This is a genomic window from Runella salmonicolor (assembly GCF_024158025.1).
Classification (GTDB): domain Bacteria; phylum Bacteroidota; class Bacteroidia; order Cytophagales; family Spirosomataceae; genus Runella; species Runella salmonicolor.
In genome coordinates this window covers 129707-147084 of record NZ_JAMZEL010000015.1, presented here as the reverse complement: position 1 = coordinate 147084, position 17378 = coordinate 129707, and the positions used below count along the sequence as shown (strand labels likewise).

General features: G+C 43.7%; 14 protein-coding genes. All 14 read left to right on the top strand.

Annotated elements, in window-relative coordinates:
- The first annotated feature begins 2 nt into the window (after window positions 1-2).
- Window positions 3-1172: a TolC family protein gene (locus NCI00_RS25515; protein WP_253532378.1), complete on the top strand. Its 1170-nt coding sequence runs from the start codon at window positions 3-5 to the stop codon at window positions 1170-1172.
- Complete coding sequence (locus NCI00_RS25510; protein WP_253532377.1) at window positions 1169-2899, top strand: efflux RND transporter periplasmic adaptor subunit; 1731 nt, start codon at window positions 1169-1171, stop codon at window positions 2897-2899. Before NCI00_RS25515 ends, NCI00_RS25510 begins: the two co-directional genes overlap by 4 nt.
- Before the next feature lie 13 nt (window positions 2900-2912).
- Complete coding sequence (locus tag NCI00_RS25505) at window positions 2913-3824, top strand: DUF8832 domain-containing protein (protein ID WP_253532376.1); 912 nt, start codon at window positions 2913-2915, stop codon at window positions 3822-3824.
- Between the two features lie 6 nt (window positions 3825-3830).
- Window positions 3831-6992, top strand: a complete 3162-nt coding sequence (locus NCI00_RS25500; protein WP_253532375.1) for an efflux RND transporter permease subunit — start codon at window positions 3831-3833, stop codon at window positions 6990-6992.
- A gap of 162 nt (window positions 6993-7154) precedes the next feature.
- Window positions 7155-7430 carry a methyltransferase family protein gene (locus tag NCI00_RS25495; protein WP_253532374.1) on the top strand — a complete coding sequence of 92 codons (276 nt, stop codon included), beginning with the start codon at window positions 7155-7157 and terminating at the stop codon, window positions 7428-7430.
- 1 nt (window position 7431) lies between these two features.
- Window positions 7432-9477 carry a heavy metal translocating P-type ATPase gene (locus NCI00_RS25490; RefSeq protein ID WP_253532373.1) on the top strand — a complete coding sequence of 682 codons (2046 nt, stop codon included), beginning with the start codon at window positions 7432-7434 and terminating at the stop codon, window positions 9475-9477.
- Window positions 9478-9783: 306 nt separating this feature from the next.
- Window positions 9784-10362, top strand: coding sequence for a hypothetical protein (locus NCI00_RS25485; RefSeq protein WP_253532371.1), 579 nt, complete (start codon window positions 9784-9786; stop codon window positions 10360-10362).
- Between the two features lie 125 nt (window positions 10363-10487).
- On the top strand, window positions 10488-10856 hold the full coding sequence (locus tag NCI00_RS25480) for a DUF3703 domain-containing protein (protein ID WP_253532369.1): 369 nt from the start codon (window positions 10488-10490) through the stop codon (window positions 10854-10856).
- A gap of 480 nt (window positions 10857-11336) precedes the next feature.
- Window positions 11337-11741 carry a hypothetical protein gene (locus tag NCI00_RS25475; RefSeq protein ID WP_253532366.1) on the top strand — a complete coding sequence of 135 codons (405 nt, stop codon included), beginning with the start codon at window positions 11337-11339 and terminating at the stop codon, window positions 11739-11741.
- Entirely contained in the window at window positions 11738-12637 is a 900-nt protein-coding gene (locus tag NCI00_RS25470) for an IS3 family transposase (RefSeq protein ID WP_253532364.1), read from the top strand. Before NCI00_RS25475 ends, NCI00_RS25470 begins: the two co-directional genes overlap by 4 nt.
- Before the next feature lie 104 nt (window positions 12638-12741).
- Complete coding sequence (locus NCI00_RS25465; protein ID WP_253532362.1) at window positions 12742-13119, top strand: transposase; 378 nt, start codon at window positions 12742-12744, stop codon at window positions 13117-13119.
- 17 nt (window positions 13120-13136) lie between these two features.
- Window positions 13137-14042, top strand: coding sequence for an IS3 family transposase (locus tag NCI00_RS25460; RefSeq protein ID WP_310586791.1), 906 nt, complete (start codon window positions 13137-13139; stop codon window positions 14040-14042).
- Window positions 14043-14639: 597 nt separating this feature from the next.
- The gene (locus NCI00_RS25455) at window positions 14640-16112 is read left to right on the top strand and encodes a class I SAM-dependent DNA methyltransferase (RefSeq protein ID WP_253532360.1); all 1473 of its coding nucleotides are present in this window, start codon (window positions 14640-14642) and stop codon (window positions 16110-16112) included.
- Window positions 16109-17377 carry a restriction endonuclease subunit S gene (locus NCI00_RS25450; RefSeq protein WP_253532359.1) on the top strand — a complete coding sequence of 423 codons (1269 nt, stop codon included), beginning with the start codon at window positions 16109-16111 and terminating at the stop codon, window positions 17375-17377. The genes NCI00_RS25455 and NCI00_RS25450 overlap by 4 nt, the downstream gene beginning before the upstream one ends.
- Window position 17378 lies beyond the last annotated feature (1 nt).

Below are 17378 nucleotides of genomic sequence, written 5' to 3'. Positions count from 1 at the left end.
TCATGCAAAGGAAAATCCTTTGGGGTTTGGCATGGGCATTGATTTCCATACCCACTTTTGCCCAAACTGTCCTCACGGCAGATGAAGCCGTAGCTGCTGCTCTCAAAAATAGCCCTGCTATAAAAGCTTCGGGTTTAGTCGTGCGGCAAAATGAGTTATTAGTACGCTCTGCTCGCAACCTTCCCAATCCAGACCTGACGATTGACAGCCCGTCAGGGACGTTTTACACGCTTGGCGTTCAACAAAACTTTCGATTCCCAACAGTTTACACCCAACAGGCCAAGCTTCAACAACAGCAAATTGTGTTGGCACAAAAAGAGAAAATTGTTACCGAAAATGACCTAAAATACAGGATTCGTACGTTGTATTTGAATGTGCAATATGCAGATACCTACCTCAAACAGCTACAAGGTCAAGATAGTGTATATGCTCAGATTGCGGTTGCCGCCAAGCGTAATTTTGATGTCGGAACAATTGAAAAACTTGCTTTGATTTTTGCCGAAACCCAAGCCGCAGACCTTCGCAATCAAGTAGCGATGGCAACACAGGAACTGGCGGTGAGCAATAGGCAATTGTCATTTTTTACCAACGTACCCAATTTCAGTGTTGTGCCGTTAGTAGTTACTTCCAATGCTGTCCTCAGCACTGATGCTGCTCAAAATCCCCTCATTGAAGCTGCCAGACAAGCAGAGCTCATTAACCAAAAAGCGGTTGAAGTAGAAAAAGCGAATGCACTTCCTGGCTTTATGGTGGGTTATTACAACCAAGGTTCACGAGAAACAAATTTGGGACTTCGATGGCGGTTGGGCGTAAGCATTCCGCTATGGGCAGGGCAATACAAAAGTCGTATTACTGCTGCCCAAACAGGGCAAGAAATTGCCAAACAACGTACTGAAACTCAAATGCAAATACTTTCAGCAGATTTGCAGGCAGCACAGGGCGATTTAAGGAAGTTTCAAAATACACTTAATTTCTACGAAACTATTGCCCTTCGACAAGCTGATGACATTATCATCGCTGCACGGCGTTTTTTTGAAAGTGGGCAGACCGATTACATCAACTTTCTCAGAACCACTAACGATGCTTACGCCATCAAACTTCGCTACATCGAAACCCAGCGAAACTTCAATCAATCTATGCTGACTATCAATTATTTAACAGGAAAATTATGAAAAAAGCCAATTTAAAAAGGCTACTCTTATTCTCCCTTTGGGGGTTAGGGGGCTTTTTTTTCTCGCTTGCTGCATACACTCAGCACACCCATGCTGACGGCTCCACGCACGAAGACCACAGCGCTGCCGAGCCTGCTGGGGTAGAGATCAAAGCAAAGAAATCGGAAGCCGTGTCTGACCGCTACGAACTGGTATTGAAATACGAACACCTCCACGCCGGCGAAGCAGGAAAACTACTGCTCTACGTGGCTGACCCCGCGACAAACCGCCCCATCAACGGAGCGAAAATTACGCTCAGTACCACCTTAGATAGCAAGGCCACTTTTGCCATTAAGCCCAAAGAAGCAGGGGTTTATGAGGTAACATCTCAATTCACTAAGGAACGGACTTTTGCGCTCACTGCCAAAATTGAAGGCAGCAACGGCCCCGATTTAATGATGCTCAAAGGGGTTTTGGTGGGACATGACGAGTCAGAACACGGGCATGAAGATGTTGTCGCTGTCTGGTATCAAAACCCTTATGTATTGGTAATGGGAGGTTTATTGCTGGGCATGTTGCTCATGTTTCTGTTAATGAGGGTACGCAACAAAAAGCTTATGATGGTGCTGTTGATGACAGGTTCAATTTTGCCCACGGCACAATACCAACCAAGCTTTGCGCAACATGAAGGGCACGGCCATGGCGATGAGGGAGGCAATCAAGCGGGGGCGAATTTGAGCAATGAATTTGAAGTTCCGAAAGAAACACAGTTTTTGTTTGAAATCCTGACCCAACCGCTTAATGAGGGAGCTTTCGATGAAACGGCACAACTCTACGGTACGGTGGTGCCGAGTTCGACGGGACAGGCAATAGTTCAAACCCCGCAAACGGGAAGATTAGTCGGGCTAAACGCCCGAGTCGGACAACGGGTCAATAAAGGACAAACGTTGGCAACGTTGGAACAAACCCTCGACGCCACGTCCCAAGTATCGCTGCAAACTGAGCGTAACAATTTCGAGGCTGAATTGACTGCTGCCCGTAAAGAATTCGAACGCCTGAAAAAAATCGAAGACATCGCTGCAAAACGCGACATTTCGGAAGCAGAGGCGCGTTTGCAAAAAGCTGAAGAAAATCTTAAAGTGTTTAATGGAATTGCCAAAGGCAACAAAGGAAATTCCCGGATGGTAGCACTCACCGCACCTATTTCGGGCGTGATTGCGCCTTTCAGCGTGGCCATTGGCTCAACAGTTGGCATAGGAGAAACCATTTTCACCATTACCAATTTATCCACCGTTTACGTAGAAGCACAAGCCTTTGGCCCTGATGCACAACGACTCAAATCGGGCTCAAAATTGGATGTTATCAGCAAGGCAGACGGTATGGAAAAACAGAGTGACCGTATTCGCCTGCTTTCTTCGGCACAGGTGGTCAACGCCAATCAATCGCAGAAATTATTGTTTGAATTGAATAACGCTGACGGGGCGTTTAAAATCGGCGAGTTTGTGACGGTTCGCTTGCAAACGGGTCAGGCAGGCCGCACTTTGTCGTTGCCCAATTCTGCTATCGGTCAGGTAAACGGTAAACCGGCAGTGTTTATCAAAGAAAGCCCGGAGACGTTTCGAGTGGCATATGTGGCCACAGGTGTCAATAACGGCGACCGTACGACCATTATTAAAGGCTTGGAAACGGGTGAAAAAGTCGTGGTTAGCTCGGCCTATCAGTTGAAAATGATGTTTATGAACCAATAAAATTTCTAACACAATGAAAAAGACATTTAAATTTATTTTCACTCTTTCGCTGTCGGTCGCTACGGCGGCATTTTTGGGCTCCTGCGGTAATTCTTCCGACAAAAAAAACGAAACTGAACACCACGAAGGTGACGGACATGACCATGCAAAAGAAGGACACGACCACGCTGAGGGCGAGGAACATCACCACGGCTCCGACGAAAACTACTCGACCCAATTAAAAACGGCTCCTGAAAGTCCACAGGCAGGGCAAGAGGTGATGCTTTTGCTGACGCCCAAATTGAAAAAAGATGAAAAAGCCGAGGTGCCGCTTGAAGTGAACCACGAAAAAAAAATGCACCTGATTGCGGTAAGCGAAGATCTAAGCACTTTTCAGCATTTACACCCTGAATACCAGGCATCAGGAAGTTACGATGTGAAAGCCACCTTCCCAACGGGGGGAAAGTATTTGCTTTTTGCCGATTATAAGCCCTCCGAAGGCGGCGAGGTGGCCGATAAATTACCCATAATCGTAGGTGGAAAAGCGAATGCAACGACCTCGTATTCAGCCGAAAAACTGACATGGACAAATAATGGGCTCTCACTTACCCTTCAAACCAAAAGCGGAAAATTTGTAACGGGAAAAGAACAGCACATTAACGGGCTCCTGACCCAAGACGGCAGGACCTTAAAAGTCGAAACCCTCGAAAATTATCTGGGTGCAAAAGCCCATGTCGTAATGATTGAAATGGCTGATAAAGACTACGTTCATGTTCACCCGGGTACTGAAAATGGCAATTTTCACCTGCACGTGACATTTGAACACGCAGGTATGTACCGGGCTTGGATTCAGTTTGTGGTAAATGGCAAAGTACAGGTAGCCGATTTTGTACTCAACGTAGTCAAAAGCGACGGCAAAACCGATTCCGCTGAACATAAGCACTAAAAAAACATGCTTGACAGATTAATTAAATTTGCGCTCCACAATCGCTTGTTGATTGTGGCAGCATCGGCGTTGTTGGTGGTATACGGGGTGTTTACCGCCACTCAACTGCCCATTGATGTACTGCCTGACTTAAACCGCCCTCGGGTTACTATATTTTTGGAATCCAACGGGTTAGCCCCCGAAGAAATTGAAACGCAGGTGGTATTACCTGTTGAAACCGCGCTGAATGGTGCACCGGGCGTAGAAGTCGTTCGCAGTTCGTCTGCGATTGGTTTAGGTATGGTTTTCGTTGAATTTGACTGGAATACCGAGATTTACAAAGCCCGTCAGTTGGTGGCCGAGAAACTGCAAACGGTTATACTTCCCAACGGAATTGTGCCGATTATGGGGCCGATTTCGTCGGTCATGGGCCAAATTATGTACGTGGGCGTATCGGCAGATACGACCAGTCCCGCTGAACTGCGCACGCTGGCCGATTTTAACATCCGCCGTAGATTGCTCAGTATCAAGGGTGTATCACAGGTGATTCCCATTGGGGGCGACCGCTTACAGTATCAAGTACAGATTTCGAGCGAAAGGCTCAAACAGTTCGGCCTGTCGGTGGACGATGTGGACAAGGCGTTGGGACAAACCACCCAAAACACGACGGGAAATTTTTACAACGATTACGGAACGGAAGTCTTGATTCGGAACGTGGGACGGGCCGAAACCTTAGACGATTTGGCCCGCACGGTGGTGTCCAATCGCAACGGTGTTCCCGTCTTGCTGTCGCAGGTGGCCGAGGTGCAGTTTGGAGCGGCCCTCAAACGAGGCGACGCGAGTATCAACGGAAAACCTGCGGTGATTTTGGCCATAGAAAAACAACCCGGAGCCAATACGGTGGGCTTGACAGATGAAATTGAAAAAGCCTGCGCCGATTTACAGACTTCGTTGCCGAAAGACATTAAGCTGAATCCCAAGATTTTTCAGCAAAAGTCGTTCATTACCAATTCCTTAAACAACGTCATCGAAGCCCTGAGAGACGGATTTATTTTGGTGATTATCGTCTTGTTTTTGTTTTTGATGAACCTCAGAACAACTGTCATTACCCTCACCGCTATCCCACTTTCGTTGGTCATTACAGCCATTATTTTCAAGGCATTTGATATTTCAATTAATACACTGACGCTGGGCGGTTTGGCCATTGCCATTGGTGAATTAGTGGACGATGCCATTGTGGATGTAGAAAACGTCTATCGAAGATTACGGGAAAACCGCAATTTGCCCCAACCCAAGCCGACCCTGCAAGTCGTGTATCAAGCCAGTTCGGAAGTACGAAATTCGATTGTGTATGCCACGGTTATTGTGGTGCTGGTGTTTTTGCCACTGTTTTACATGCAGGGCATCGAAGGGCGTATTTTTGCTCCCCTTGGCATTGCGTATATTACATCCATTTTGGCTTCATTGGTCGTTTCGCTCACACTTACTCCTGTGTTATGCAGTTATTTACTCAAAATAGAAGGCCGACAGCAAAACAAAAAACCTAAAAATTGGTGGCAAAAATTCATTTCTGCCGATTCGCACGAAGAAGATACAAGTTTGGTTAAATGGCTGAAAAACAAGGACACGCGGGTATTAAATTGGTCATTGAATCGCTCTAAATCAATCATTGTCGTGGCGGCCGGATTGATTGTGGTTTCAATGGGAATGATTCCTTTTTTCGGTACCGAGTTTTTGCCGCCCTTCAACGAAGGCTCGTTTACGGTCAATTTGGTTGCCCCACCAGGCACTTCGCTCGAAGAGTCGAATAAATTGGGAACACTCGCCGAAAAACTGATGCTGCAAGTACCCGAAGTGGAATACGTCAGCCGCCGAACAGGGCGCGCAGAATTGGACGAACATGTCGAACCCGTCAGCCGCTCCGAAATTGAGGTAGAGATTCGGGCGGGAGCAAAGCGAGGACGGGCCGAGATCATTGCCGATTTACGCCAAAAATTAGACGTACTGAAAGGCGTTTCGGTGAGTATCGGGCAGCCTATTTCGCACCGCATTGAACACTTGCTTTCAGGGGTGCAAGCGCAAATCGCCCTCAAACTCTATGGTGATGACCTAACCGAGCTGCGCAGCACCGCCGGGCGGATTCAGGGCGTGATGCAATATATAACGGGCGTCACCGATTTACAAATTGAACGCCAAACCATGATTCCACAGTTGCTGATTCGAGTACGGCGAGATGCCCTGCAACGCTTTGGCTTACAGGCGGGTAAGGTGGCCGAAGACCTCGAAATCTTCTACAACGGTAAGGTAACAGGCAAGATATATGATGGTCAGAAATCGTTTGATATTTTGCTCAGAACCACCAACCGAGAGCGGAGTAATCTGCAAGCCATTCGTAACACCCAAATCAGTACCCCCGACGGGCAGTTAATTCCCTTGTATCAAATTGCCGATATTGAACTGACGAGTATGGTCAATCAGGTGATGCACGAAAATACCCAGCGTCGTATGGTCATTTCAGCTAACGTACAGGGACGGGATTTGGGAAGTACAGTAGCCGAAATCAAAGAGCGATTAGCTAAAGAAGTACCACTCCCCGCAGGTTATTTTATTGTGTATTCGGGACTCATTGAAAGTCAGGAATCAGCCACTTCAATGATTGGCTTTTTGGCATTGTTTTCATTGGTTGGCATTTTTTTGGTGTTATACAGCCACTTCAAATCCAGCCGTTTAACGCTTCAAATTATGTTGAATGTGCCGTTAGCACTCATTGGCAGTGTGGTAGCGGTAATGCTCACAGGCGGTACGTTTTCGGTGGCGACGTTGGTAGGTTTCATCACCCTGACGGGCATTGCGAGTCGCAACGGCATCATGATGATTTCACACTACATCCACTTGGTCGAGCACGAAGGCGAAGTGTTTGGAAAACCGATGATTATCAAGGGCTCACTCGAACGGCTTGTTCCGGTTTTAATGACAGCATTGGTAGCCGCCTTAGCCTTGATTCCGCTTACCCTCGATCCACAAGCCGCCGGGAAAGAAATACTTTATCCAGTAGCAACGGTGATTTTGGGAGGCCTGATTTCCAGTACGTTATTGGATATTATCGTTACACCTGTGGTGTTTTATACTTTTGGCGAAAAGGCATTAAAAACCTACTTTGAGACAAAGAAGAAAAAAGAAGCGTTTTAGAATTGATACAAAAATAAAAAGACTCAAAAGAAATTTGAGTCTTTTTAAATAAATCTTTAAACGATTTCACAAAATGAAAAATGACCTTTTGAAACTATACCTACCCATCTACTTATTGCTGTACCTAGGGGTAGCCTTTGTGATTCCATAGCACAATACCAAATGAGCACAAGCTGGCGAATTGGTATAGATGAACAAAATAAAACGGAACTAAAAACCAAAGGTATTTTTGGCCTAAGCCTAAATCCGATTTTCCTCGGAATGATTTTGAGTGTTTTGGGCTTGTTTTTGATAACGCCCAATGCCGTCACATTTTTTTCGGCATTGACCACCTATTTCATCATTCAAATTCAGGTGAGATTAGAGGAAGATTTTTTGGCTAAAGAACACGGCTCCCTTTATGTTAATTATCGAAAATCAGTAAAAAGGTTTATTTAAAATGGAACATCAACACCAATACGATGCCGACGGCAAACAACTTTGCTGCACGCAGGAAGAAAAAATTTACACCCAGGCCGGCGCAAAAGCCTTATTAAAGAAAGGTCATACCGACGATGACGGGCACGATCACGGCCAGGAAGAACATGCCGATGAGGATGGGCATGACCATTCGGGCGGCAGCGACAGCACATTCAAAATGTTTGTGCCGGCTATTATCAGTTTAGTGTTATTGCTTGTTGCCATTGCTTTAGACAGCTACCTAAAACCCGAATGGTTCACCGGTTGGGTACGCATCGCTTGGTACGTAGTTGCTTACATACCCGTTGGATTTCCTGTACTGAAAGAAGCCGTCCAAAGCGTGGCAAAAGGCGAAGTGTTTTCGGAGTTTTTATTGATGGGCATTGCCACCATCGGGGCTTTTGCCATTGGCGAATATCCCGAAGGCGTGGCCGTGATGCTGTTTTATGCCGTTGGCGAAGTATTCCAAACATTGGCCGTAAAAAGAGCCAAAGCCAATATCAAGTCCCTGCTCGACCAGCGGCCGGATGAAGTAACCATTCTGCAAAACAACGAAGCCACAACCATTAAAGCCGACGCGGCAAAAATCGGCGATATTATCCAGTTAAAATCAGGAGAAAAGTTGGGGTTGGATGGCGAACTGATTTCTGAAACGGCCTCCTTCAATACCGCCGCACTAACGGGTGAAAGCAAGCCCGATACCAAAGCCAAAGGCGAAGTTGTACTGGCAGGCATGATTAACCTGAACACCGTGGCACAGGTAAAAGTGACCACGGCTTATACCGATAGCAAGTTGAGTAAAATTTTGGAACTGGTACAAAATGCCACTGCTCAGAAAGCCCCTACTGAACTGTTTATCAGAAAGTTTGCAAAAATATACACGCCTATTGTAGTGTTGCTGGCGGTTGCCATTTGCTTTTTGCCTTACTTTTTTGTAGCTGATTATGTGTTCAATCAATGGTTGTACAGAGCGTTAATATTCCTGGTTATTTCCTGTCCCTGTGCTTTGGTTATCAGTATTCCGTTGGGTTATTTCGGCGGCATTGGAGCGGCCAGTAAAAACGGCATTTTGTTTAAAGGCAGTAATTTTCTTGACATCATTGCAGAAATAAAAAATGTGGTCATGGACAAAACAGGCACCATGACCGAAGGCGTTTTTAAGGTGCAGGAAGTAATCATAAAGCCGGAATTTAATAAAGACGAACTACTGCAAATGGCGAATGCGTTGGAAAGCCGCAGTACCCACCCGGTGGCTACTGCCATTCATCAGTTTGTAGGAAAACCAGACAGTAATATTGAACTGAAAAATGTAGAAGAAATATCGGGACACGGATTAAAAGCCGATATAAAAGGCAAAGAACTGCTGGTAGGTAATTTTAAATTGATGGATAAATTTTCCATTAAATACGATATTGACCCCAATACGATTGTTTATACAGTAATAGCCGTTGCTTACGACAAAAAGTTTGCGGGTTATATCACCATTGCCGACAGCATCAAAGAAGATGCTCAGGAAACGGTTAATAAACTGAAAGCATTGGGGGTGAAAATCACGATGCTCAGTGGCGATAAAAGTACGGTAGTAAAATTTGTCGCCGACAAACTGAACATTGCCAATGCCTTCGGCGATTTATTGCCCGAAGACAAAGTGAACAAGGTAAAAGAAATAAAAGCCCGTAACGAAAGCGTAGCCTTTGTGGGCGATGGGGTGAACGATGCTCCCGTAGTGGCCATCAGCGATGTGGGTATTGCCATGGGCGGCTTAGGCAGCGATGCCACCATAGAAACTGCCGATGTCGTGATTCAGGACGACAGGCCCTCTAAAATACCGATGGCAATCAACATTGGCAAACAGACCAAAAGAATAGTATGGCAAAATATTACGCTGGCTTTTGTGGTAAAAGGCATCGTGTTACTGTTAGGTGCTGGCGGACTTGCTACGATGTGGGAAGCCGTTTTTGCCGATGTGGGGGTGGCTTTATTGGCAATTTTGAACGCCGTCAGGATACAACGAATGAAGTTTTGAATCTACTGTGAGAATAATTGAATCGATGTATTTCATCACATTACCCTTTCAATCTTTATGAAACTTTATTGGAAAATGCCAGTATCATTGCGGCAGGAACTGCAACAAAAGCAAATGGCTTTGTTGCACGGATATTTAATAGCAAAAAAGTACAATTATAAATAATATTTGTACAATATAAAAAAGAGTTAAATCCCGAAAAACAGGGTAATTTGACAGGTAAAAGCTCAGTTTTTACATATGTATCTGCATTAATCTCTTTTAAATGCGAACCATGCAACAAAGCCAAAGCAAATTCAAAAAACAATGAGTAGGCTAAAAGTAGTAGTGTTATTAATAGGAAATTTACTGGTGTCAATCTCCTGTATTTCTAATAAGGGTTTGACTTCGAAGGTAGAGCGAATACAAATTACTTATAAAAACAGAGTAGTAACTGCTCGAAAACTGACAGTAGTTTCTCAAATTCCCATTAGTATTGATACTGCTTGGAAAAAAGTTCAGACAAGTGCTTTACTAAACTTCGTGGCGGCGGGTAAAGTAAAGTTTAAGCCAACAGAGGGCCATTTTCCTCAAATTTGGCAAGAAGGCGATACGGTTTCGACAAAAATGCTCATCTATGGTTTTCTTCCTTTTGGCGGAATCCATTCACTTTATTTCGAGAAAATAGATACTGTGAATAAAGTTTTACAGACAAAAGAGTGGGATAAATCTGCCAAGATTTGGAATCACAAGATTTCTTTGAAAAAATTAAGTGAGAAAAATATAATGTACGAAGATGAAATAATTATTTATGGCGGAGTTATGACAGGTTTTATAACATACTGGGCAAAATCATTTTATAAACACCGCCAGAAAAGATGGCAATTAGTTTCAGAAGGTATTTAAAAGATAAACTTACTGACTCTATGCTAAGAGGTCGTATTTTGAGCCAAACAACTTTCTGTATATCAATGTTTTGTAAATCACAAATCGAAAAAAGTATAAACTTTCTCATTAACCATTAAATTTCTATGAAACTTTACTGGACAATGCCTGTATCATTGCGGCAGCACTACCAGCAGGAACTGCAACATTACCAAAACGCTTTTGCAGCGGGGCATTTATCAGAAGCGTGGGGTCATCTTGAAAGGGCGCATATTCTGGGGCAAGCCTGGCCACTCGAACATTCCTACGTGCATTGGTTGATGCTCAAATTTGGCATTCATATCAAAAGTACCAAAGAAGTCTTAGGACAAATTCCGAGGCTATTGGTAGGGGGGGTCAAATCATTCGTAGGCCATGTTCCCATTGGCAATACGGGTGGGACCAACGTTCCGCCACTTCGCCCTATGGATATACCGCACGACTTGAAGCAAATTTTAGAATCCAATCCGTCTTAAAGTGGTTGTATCAAATTATTTGATCAAAATCACTTACGAAACTAATAAGTATAGTGATTCTATAGATACGCTACAGCGATAAGCCTGAGAAAATTGTATAAAACTATGATTTTGCTCTTTTCTTCAAAGAGATCATTTTTTTATCCTGTTCATAAGCCTGTTCTCTAATCCGTTCTTTTTGTGGGTCATATTTAGCAACCACATCTTCCCAAAATGGTACTTCTGCTGACTTTTCGGCTGCTGCCTGAGCAGGTATTTTTCCATTTGAAGAACTATGAGAACGTTGATAATTATAATAGAACTGCTATTTTTCCAGTCGTTCATTGAGTTGTGGATCTTTTAAATCTGCTGTTTGATAAAATTCCTGGAAAGATCATTACATTAGGATACCTGCTGAAACAGTAACTTTCCAAACCTGCCGGATTTTTCAGGACGGGTCATTGTGTTGTCCTAAAATAGATTGACCATCTACACAAGCAGATGGGACACATTTTTTTGCTTCGCAAACAGGCACACGAACTACGGATGCGCCAGATGGTTGAAGAAATCAACCTGAACCGATTAACCATTGAACAGGGCATGGCCAAGTACAAGGTTCTTACCCGTCAGACCGTTACTAAATGGCTGGAACGAGTCCGACAGGAGGAAAAACAACGTACTGATCCCATGAAACAAGCTACCAAGGAACCACCCCCGACTATCGTTGAACAGATCGCACTCAAGGCCGATGAGTTAGCGGGGCGAGTGAAACAACTTGAGAAGGAGTTGGAACAGTCTGAGCTCCAAATTCTTTATTATAAGACCGTAATTCGGGTTGCCGAGCAGGAGCTGGGCATCGCCATCGAAAAAAAGTCCGATACCAAACAGTCCTCTTGCTTCGAATGAGTCATCCTCATTTTCATATTAGGCAGATAAGCGGGTTGTTTGGTTTTAGCCGTCAGGCATTCTATCAGCATAAAAACAGGCAGTTAACCACCGAAGAATGTGACCAACAGGTCTTAGCTTTAATTGAACAAATTCGAAAGGATCATCCTCGTTTAGGGGGAAAAAAATTATACGAGCTCCTCAAAAAAGAGCTCATAGAAAGGGGAATAAAAATGGGCAGAGACGCTTTATTTGACCTGCTGGCCGCTAATAATCTGTTAATCAGGAAACGTAAGCGTAGAATGATTACCACTTTTTCACGGCATCGATTTCGCAAGTATCCCAACCTAATTAAAGAGCTGACTATTCTGCGGCCCAATCAGGTCTGGGTAGCTGACATCACCTATTGGCTGACTGAGACAGGTTATCTCTATATTTCCTTATTGACGGATGCCTATTCGCGCCGGATCATGGGTTTTGCTTTAGCTGACAATCTGGAAGCCGTCAACTCCCGGCTAGCCCTGGAAATGGCCCTCAAGCAGATCACCAAACGGATCGGCCGTCAGTTGATTCATCATAGTGATCGAGGTATTCAGTATTGCAGCTCGGAGTATGTCCGGACTGTGGAAAGCTATAATATTCGCATCAGTATGACCGAAAACTCAGATCCTTTAGAGAACTCGATTGCTGAACGGATAAATGGTATTCTCAAAGATGAATATCTGAGTCATCAACCCGTTCGAAGCTTTGAAGAAGCATATGCATTATTGGAGAAGGGGGTCTTTCTTTACAATTACAAACGTCCGCATCTAAGCTGTAATATGCTCAGTCCAAATGAAGCATATAATGAATTCGGTCCTCTGGAACGTCGTTGGAAAAACTATTACGATCCTACCAAATCGAAGAAGAAAAAATAGACTAAATTCGGACTAAGAAAAAAACGGTAAATTTATTTCAGGACTAACTTAAAAACTGTCTTATACTGAAATAGATTGTCAATTTTACCTTAAAATTTACATCTATGCAAGACCACATTCGAGACCTGCTTAATCGCTTTCAGTATAGCGAGCAACTTAAAGAGAGCGCCGTTTTCCGAATCCTTTTCGGAGGTGAAGAACCCAGCCAGGTTATGGCTGATTTGGAAATTCATAATAGTTATACGCTTCGTAACTGGGTACTTTTGTATCAGCGAAAGATTCAAACTGGTTTAGTAACTTTACCTGCTATGAAAAAGGCACAGACACAAGACATTACGGACTTAAAACAACGGATTGAGGAATTGGAATATGCCCTTAATCAGGCTAATTTGTTGATTTTAGCTTTGAACACGATGATCGAGGTTGCTGAGAACGAGTTAAATGTGCCTATTCGAAAAAAGTCTGGCACCAAACGGTCTTAAAGCTTCGTGACAACGAAATCGCAAAGGTTAGTGTCGGAAACCTTTGCCGGCTGTTTGGTGTAAGTCGACAAGCATTTTACGGAAGAGAAGAACGCTCACAGCAGTTTTTTAGCCATTCTATGCTGATATTAGATATGGTATCGGCATTGCGGAGAGAGATTCCTGGTCTGGGTACCCGGAAGTTGCATCTGTTACTAAATGAGCCATTAGCTATTAGTGGAATCAAATTAGGTCGTGATAAACTGCATAAACTTTTGCAGAACCATGATCTGGTTCTTCGTCAACGCCGAAAAGTTCCACAAACAACCAATTCTAACCATAGATTAAAAATGTACCCTAACTTGCTTATAGACAAGGTTATATTGCAGCCCAGACAGGTATGGGTATGTGATATTACTTACATTTGTATTGGTCTTGGGTTCGGCTATCTGTCATTGGTCACTGATGCCTATTCAAAACTGATTGTTGGTTATTGCCTGTATCCATTTTTAACGGCAGAAGGTAGTCTGAAGGCCTTGGAAATGGCTTTATTAACCAATTGGGAAAAAGGAAATGGACTGATTCATCATTCTGATCGAGGCAGCCAATATTGCAGCTTCGAATATGTACGTCGTCTTAAAAGAGCAGGGATATCAATCAGCATGACCCAGAGCGGTGATCCTTATGAAAATGCAATCGCCGAAAGGATAAACGGGATATTAAAAACAGATTTTCGTTTAAATCGAGTGTTTACTACATTTGAAGAAGCAGCAAAGGCCGTTTCTAAGAGTATATATAATTATAATAATTTACGGCCTCATATGAGTTGCGATTATTTGACACCATCAGTCGCACATGAGTCCAAACTACCTTTAAAAAAACACTGGAAGCCTAAAGTTTATAAACATTCAAAAGATACTCGAGATCAAGGTTCAACAACCTGAAAAAAACAATTTTGTAAAATTGTCAACCTCATACCAGGATTATATTTGAACAATAATTATTCACTTAAAAACTGACAACTTAATTTCAGGATCAGACAAACGGTCAACATTTTTTAGGACAATACACATACATGTCTTGTCCTGTACAAACAAACGCGGGTTTATTAGTACTTTTTGCCTTCTCTCCGTCAGCTCCAAAAACTAGCTATACAAATCCATTTTAGTCAAAAAAACTTGTATAGCAATCAAAGTATAATCATTGTTAAAATTGATTGATTAAACCTATACAAATACTGATTGAACATGCTCAGGGCTCCACGGCAATGCCCGACCGTCGAATGTCCTAATTTAGAACTTCATTAGGATGCCCCCACCAATGTGTCGTATTCTCCAATGTAATAGGTAGTCGCCTCCCTTCGAATAGCTTAAATCCCTTCAGCAGTACTGGAGGCCCGACGCCTTTTGACAACAAAAACACCATAAAGCCCGCCCTTGGGTAGCATGAGCCAATTATATTTTCAATATTTGTAACTAAGCAAGTAGCGACACACTGAGCCTCACTTGTAGATTAATAACGTTAAATCATACCAATACAGAATGTTTGAACAGACCTTTAAAAATATTGACGATATACTGCACAAAGATGCTGGTTGTGGGAGTGAGTTGGATTATGTAGAGCAAACCTCGTGGGTGTTGTTTCTGAAATACCTCGACGATTTGGAAAAAGACAAAGCCACGGCGGCCGAGCTGTCGGGCAAGGAATACCAAAGCATCATTGCGCCCGAATACCAGTGGAGTACGTGGGCCATGCCCAAAAAACTAAAGAATGGCCTATTTGTAGAATACGAACTCGACTACCACAAAGCCCTGACGGGCGATGATTTGGTCGATTTTGTGAATATTGAGTTGTTTCCTTACCTCAAAAAGTTTAAAGCCTCGGCCGAAAGCGCCGATACCATCGAGTACAAAATCGGGGAGATTTTTAGCGAACTCAAAAACCGCATCCAAAGCGGCTACAACCTGCGGGAAGTGATTAACCTCATCGACCAACTGCGCTTCAGGACCCACGCCGAAAAGCACGAAATGAGCCACCTGTACGAATCGAAGATTCAGAACATGGGCAATGCCGGGCGCAACGGCGGGGAGTATTACACACCCCGACCGCTGATTACGACGATTGTGAAAGTGGTGGCGCCCAAGATTGGCGATAGAATTTTTGACGGAGCGGTGGGCAGCGCGGGCTTCTTGTGCGAAGCCTTCGACTACCTGCGCAACGGCAAAAGCCTGACCACCAACGAGGCCGAAATTTTGCAAAAACGCACGTTTTACGGCAAAGAAAAAAAATCGTTGGCCTACATCATTGGCACAATGAACATGATTTTGCACGGCATCGAAGCGCCCAACATCGTGCATACCAACACCCTCGCCGAAAACATTGCCGACATCCAAGAGAAAGACCGCTACGATGTGATACTGGCCAACCCGCCCTTTGGGGGCAAGGAACGCGCCGAAGTGCAGCAAAACTTCCCCATCAAAACGGGCGAAACGGCCTCGCTGTTTATGCAGCATTTTATCAAAATCCTGAAAGCAGGCGGACGGGCGGGAATAGTGATTAAAAACACCTTTTTGAGCAATACCGACAATGCTTCTATCAGCCTGCGGAAACTCCTACTCGAAACCTGCAACCTCCACACCGTGCTCGATTTGCCAGGGGGCACGTTTACGGGTGCGGGCGTAAAAACCGTGGTGCTGTTTTTTGAGAAAGGCGCACCGACCCAAAAAGTGTGGTTTTATCAACTCAATCTCGACCGCAACCTCGGCAAAACCAACCCCCTCAACGAGCGCGACTTGGCCGACTTTGTGGCCCTCCAAAAGACTTTTGCCGACAGCGAAAACTCTTGGACGCTCGACGTGGCGGCCATTGACACTGCCACCTACGATCTGAGCGCCAAAAACCCCAACAAAAAAGAAGAAACCGCCTTGCGCGCTCCGCAGGAAATACTGGAAGAAATGAGGGCCTTGGACGAAGAAAGTGCGGAAATATTAAACTCAATTTTGGAACTAATATGAAACAAGGCAATGCATTAAGCCTGGCTACTGAGCATAGTCGAAGTATGCCAAAAGGTTGGGAAATGAAGAAATTGGGAGAAGTTGCCAAAGCAATTTATGGTTACACAGAGAAAGCATCTTTTGAAGAAATTGGACCAAGATTCTTGCGTATTACGGATATTCAAGACGAAGGAGTTAATTGGGAGACGGTTCCCTTTTGTAAAATAACTGATACAGATTTTAACAAATATAAATTGATTGATGGGGATATTGTTTTTGCAAGAACAGGTGCAACAACAGGTAAAAGCTATCTTGTAAATAATCCACCAAAATCTGTTTTTGCTTCATACTTAATTAAAGTTCACATAAATAGTGGAGGGCTTTTACCTGAATATTTGTTTCTGTTTTTTCAAACAAAAACTTATTGGGATAGCATAAATGAAGGTATTTCAGGTTCTGCACAAGGCGGTTTTAATGCAACGAAGCTTTCTGACCTCTATATCCCCCTCCCCCCCCTCCCCGAACAACAACGCATCGTAGCCATTTTAGATGAAGCCTTTGCGGGCATTGCGAAGGCCAAAGCCAATGCTGAACAAAACCTCAAAAATGCCAAAGAGCTGTTTGAGAGTTATTTGCAAGGGGTGTTTAAAAGTAAAATAGAAGGAGACGATAGTTCCACTTTAGATAGTTTATGTGAATTAATTGTTGACTGCGAACACAAAACAGCACCTACTCAAGAAACAGGTTATCCCTCAATCAGAACCCCGAATATTGGAAAGGGTGAATTGATTTTAGAAAATGTAAATAGAGTTTCATACGAAACCTATGTACAATGGACAAGGCGTGCTATTCCTAAAGCTGGCGATTTGATTTTAGCACGAGAAGCACCAGCAGGAAATATTGCGGTTATTCCAGAAAACATAGAAGTCTGTTTAGGTCAAAGAACTGTTTTAATAAGGCCAAAAAAAGATAAGCTCGTTTCAAAATATTTGGCGTATCTGATTTTGTCAAAAGATGTTCAAGAGAAACTTTTATCTCATTCTACGGGGGCAACAGTGGAACACGTTAACATGAAAGATATTAGAGCATTTAAAATCTACAATCTTTCAAATATTACAGAACAACAAGCCATTGTCCGCAAACTTGACACACTTTCTGCCGAAACCAAACGGTTAGAGGCCATTTATCAGCAAAAAATCAATGATTTGGAGGAGTTGAAAAAGAGTGTGTTGCAAAAGGCATTTAGTGGGGAGTTGAAAACAGAAAAAGCCGAAGTGACTCTATAAT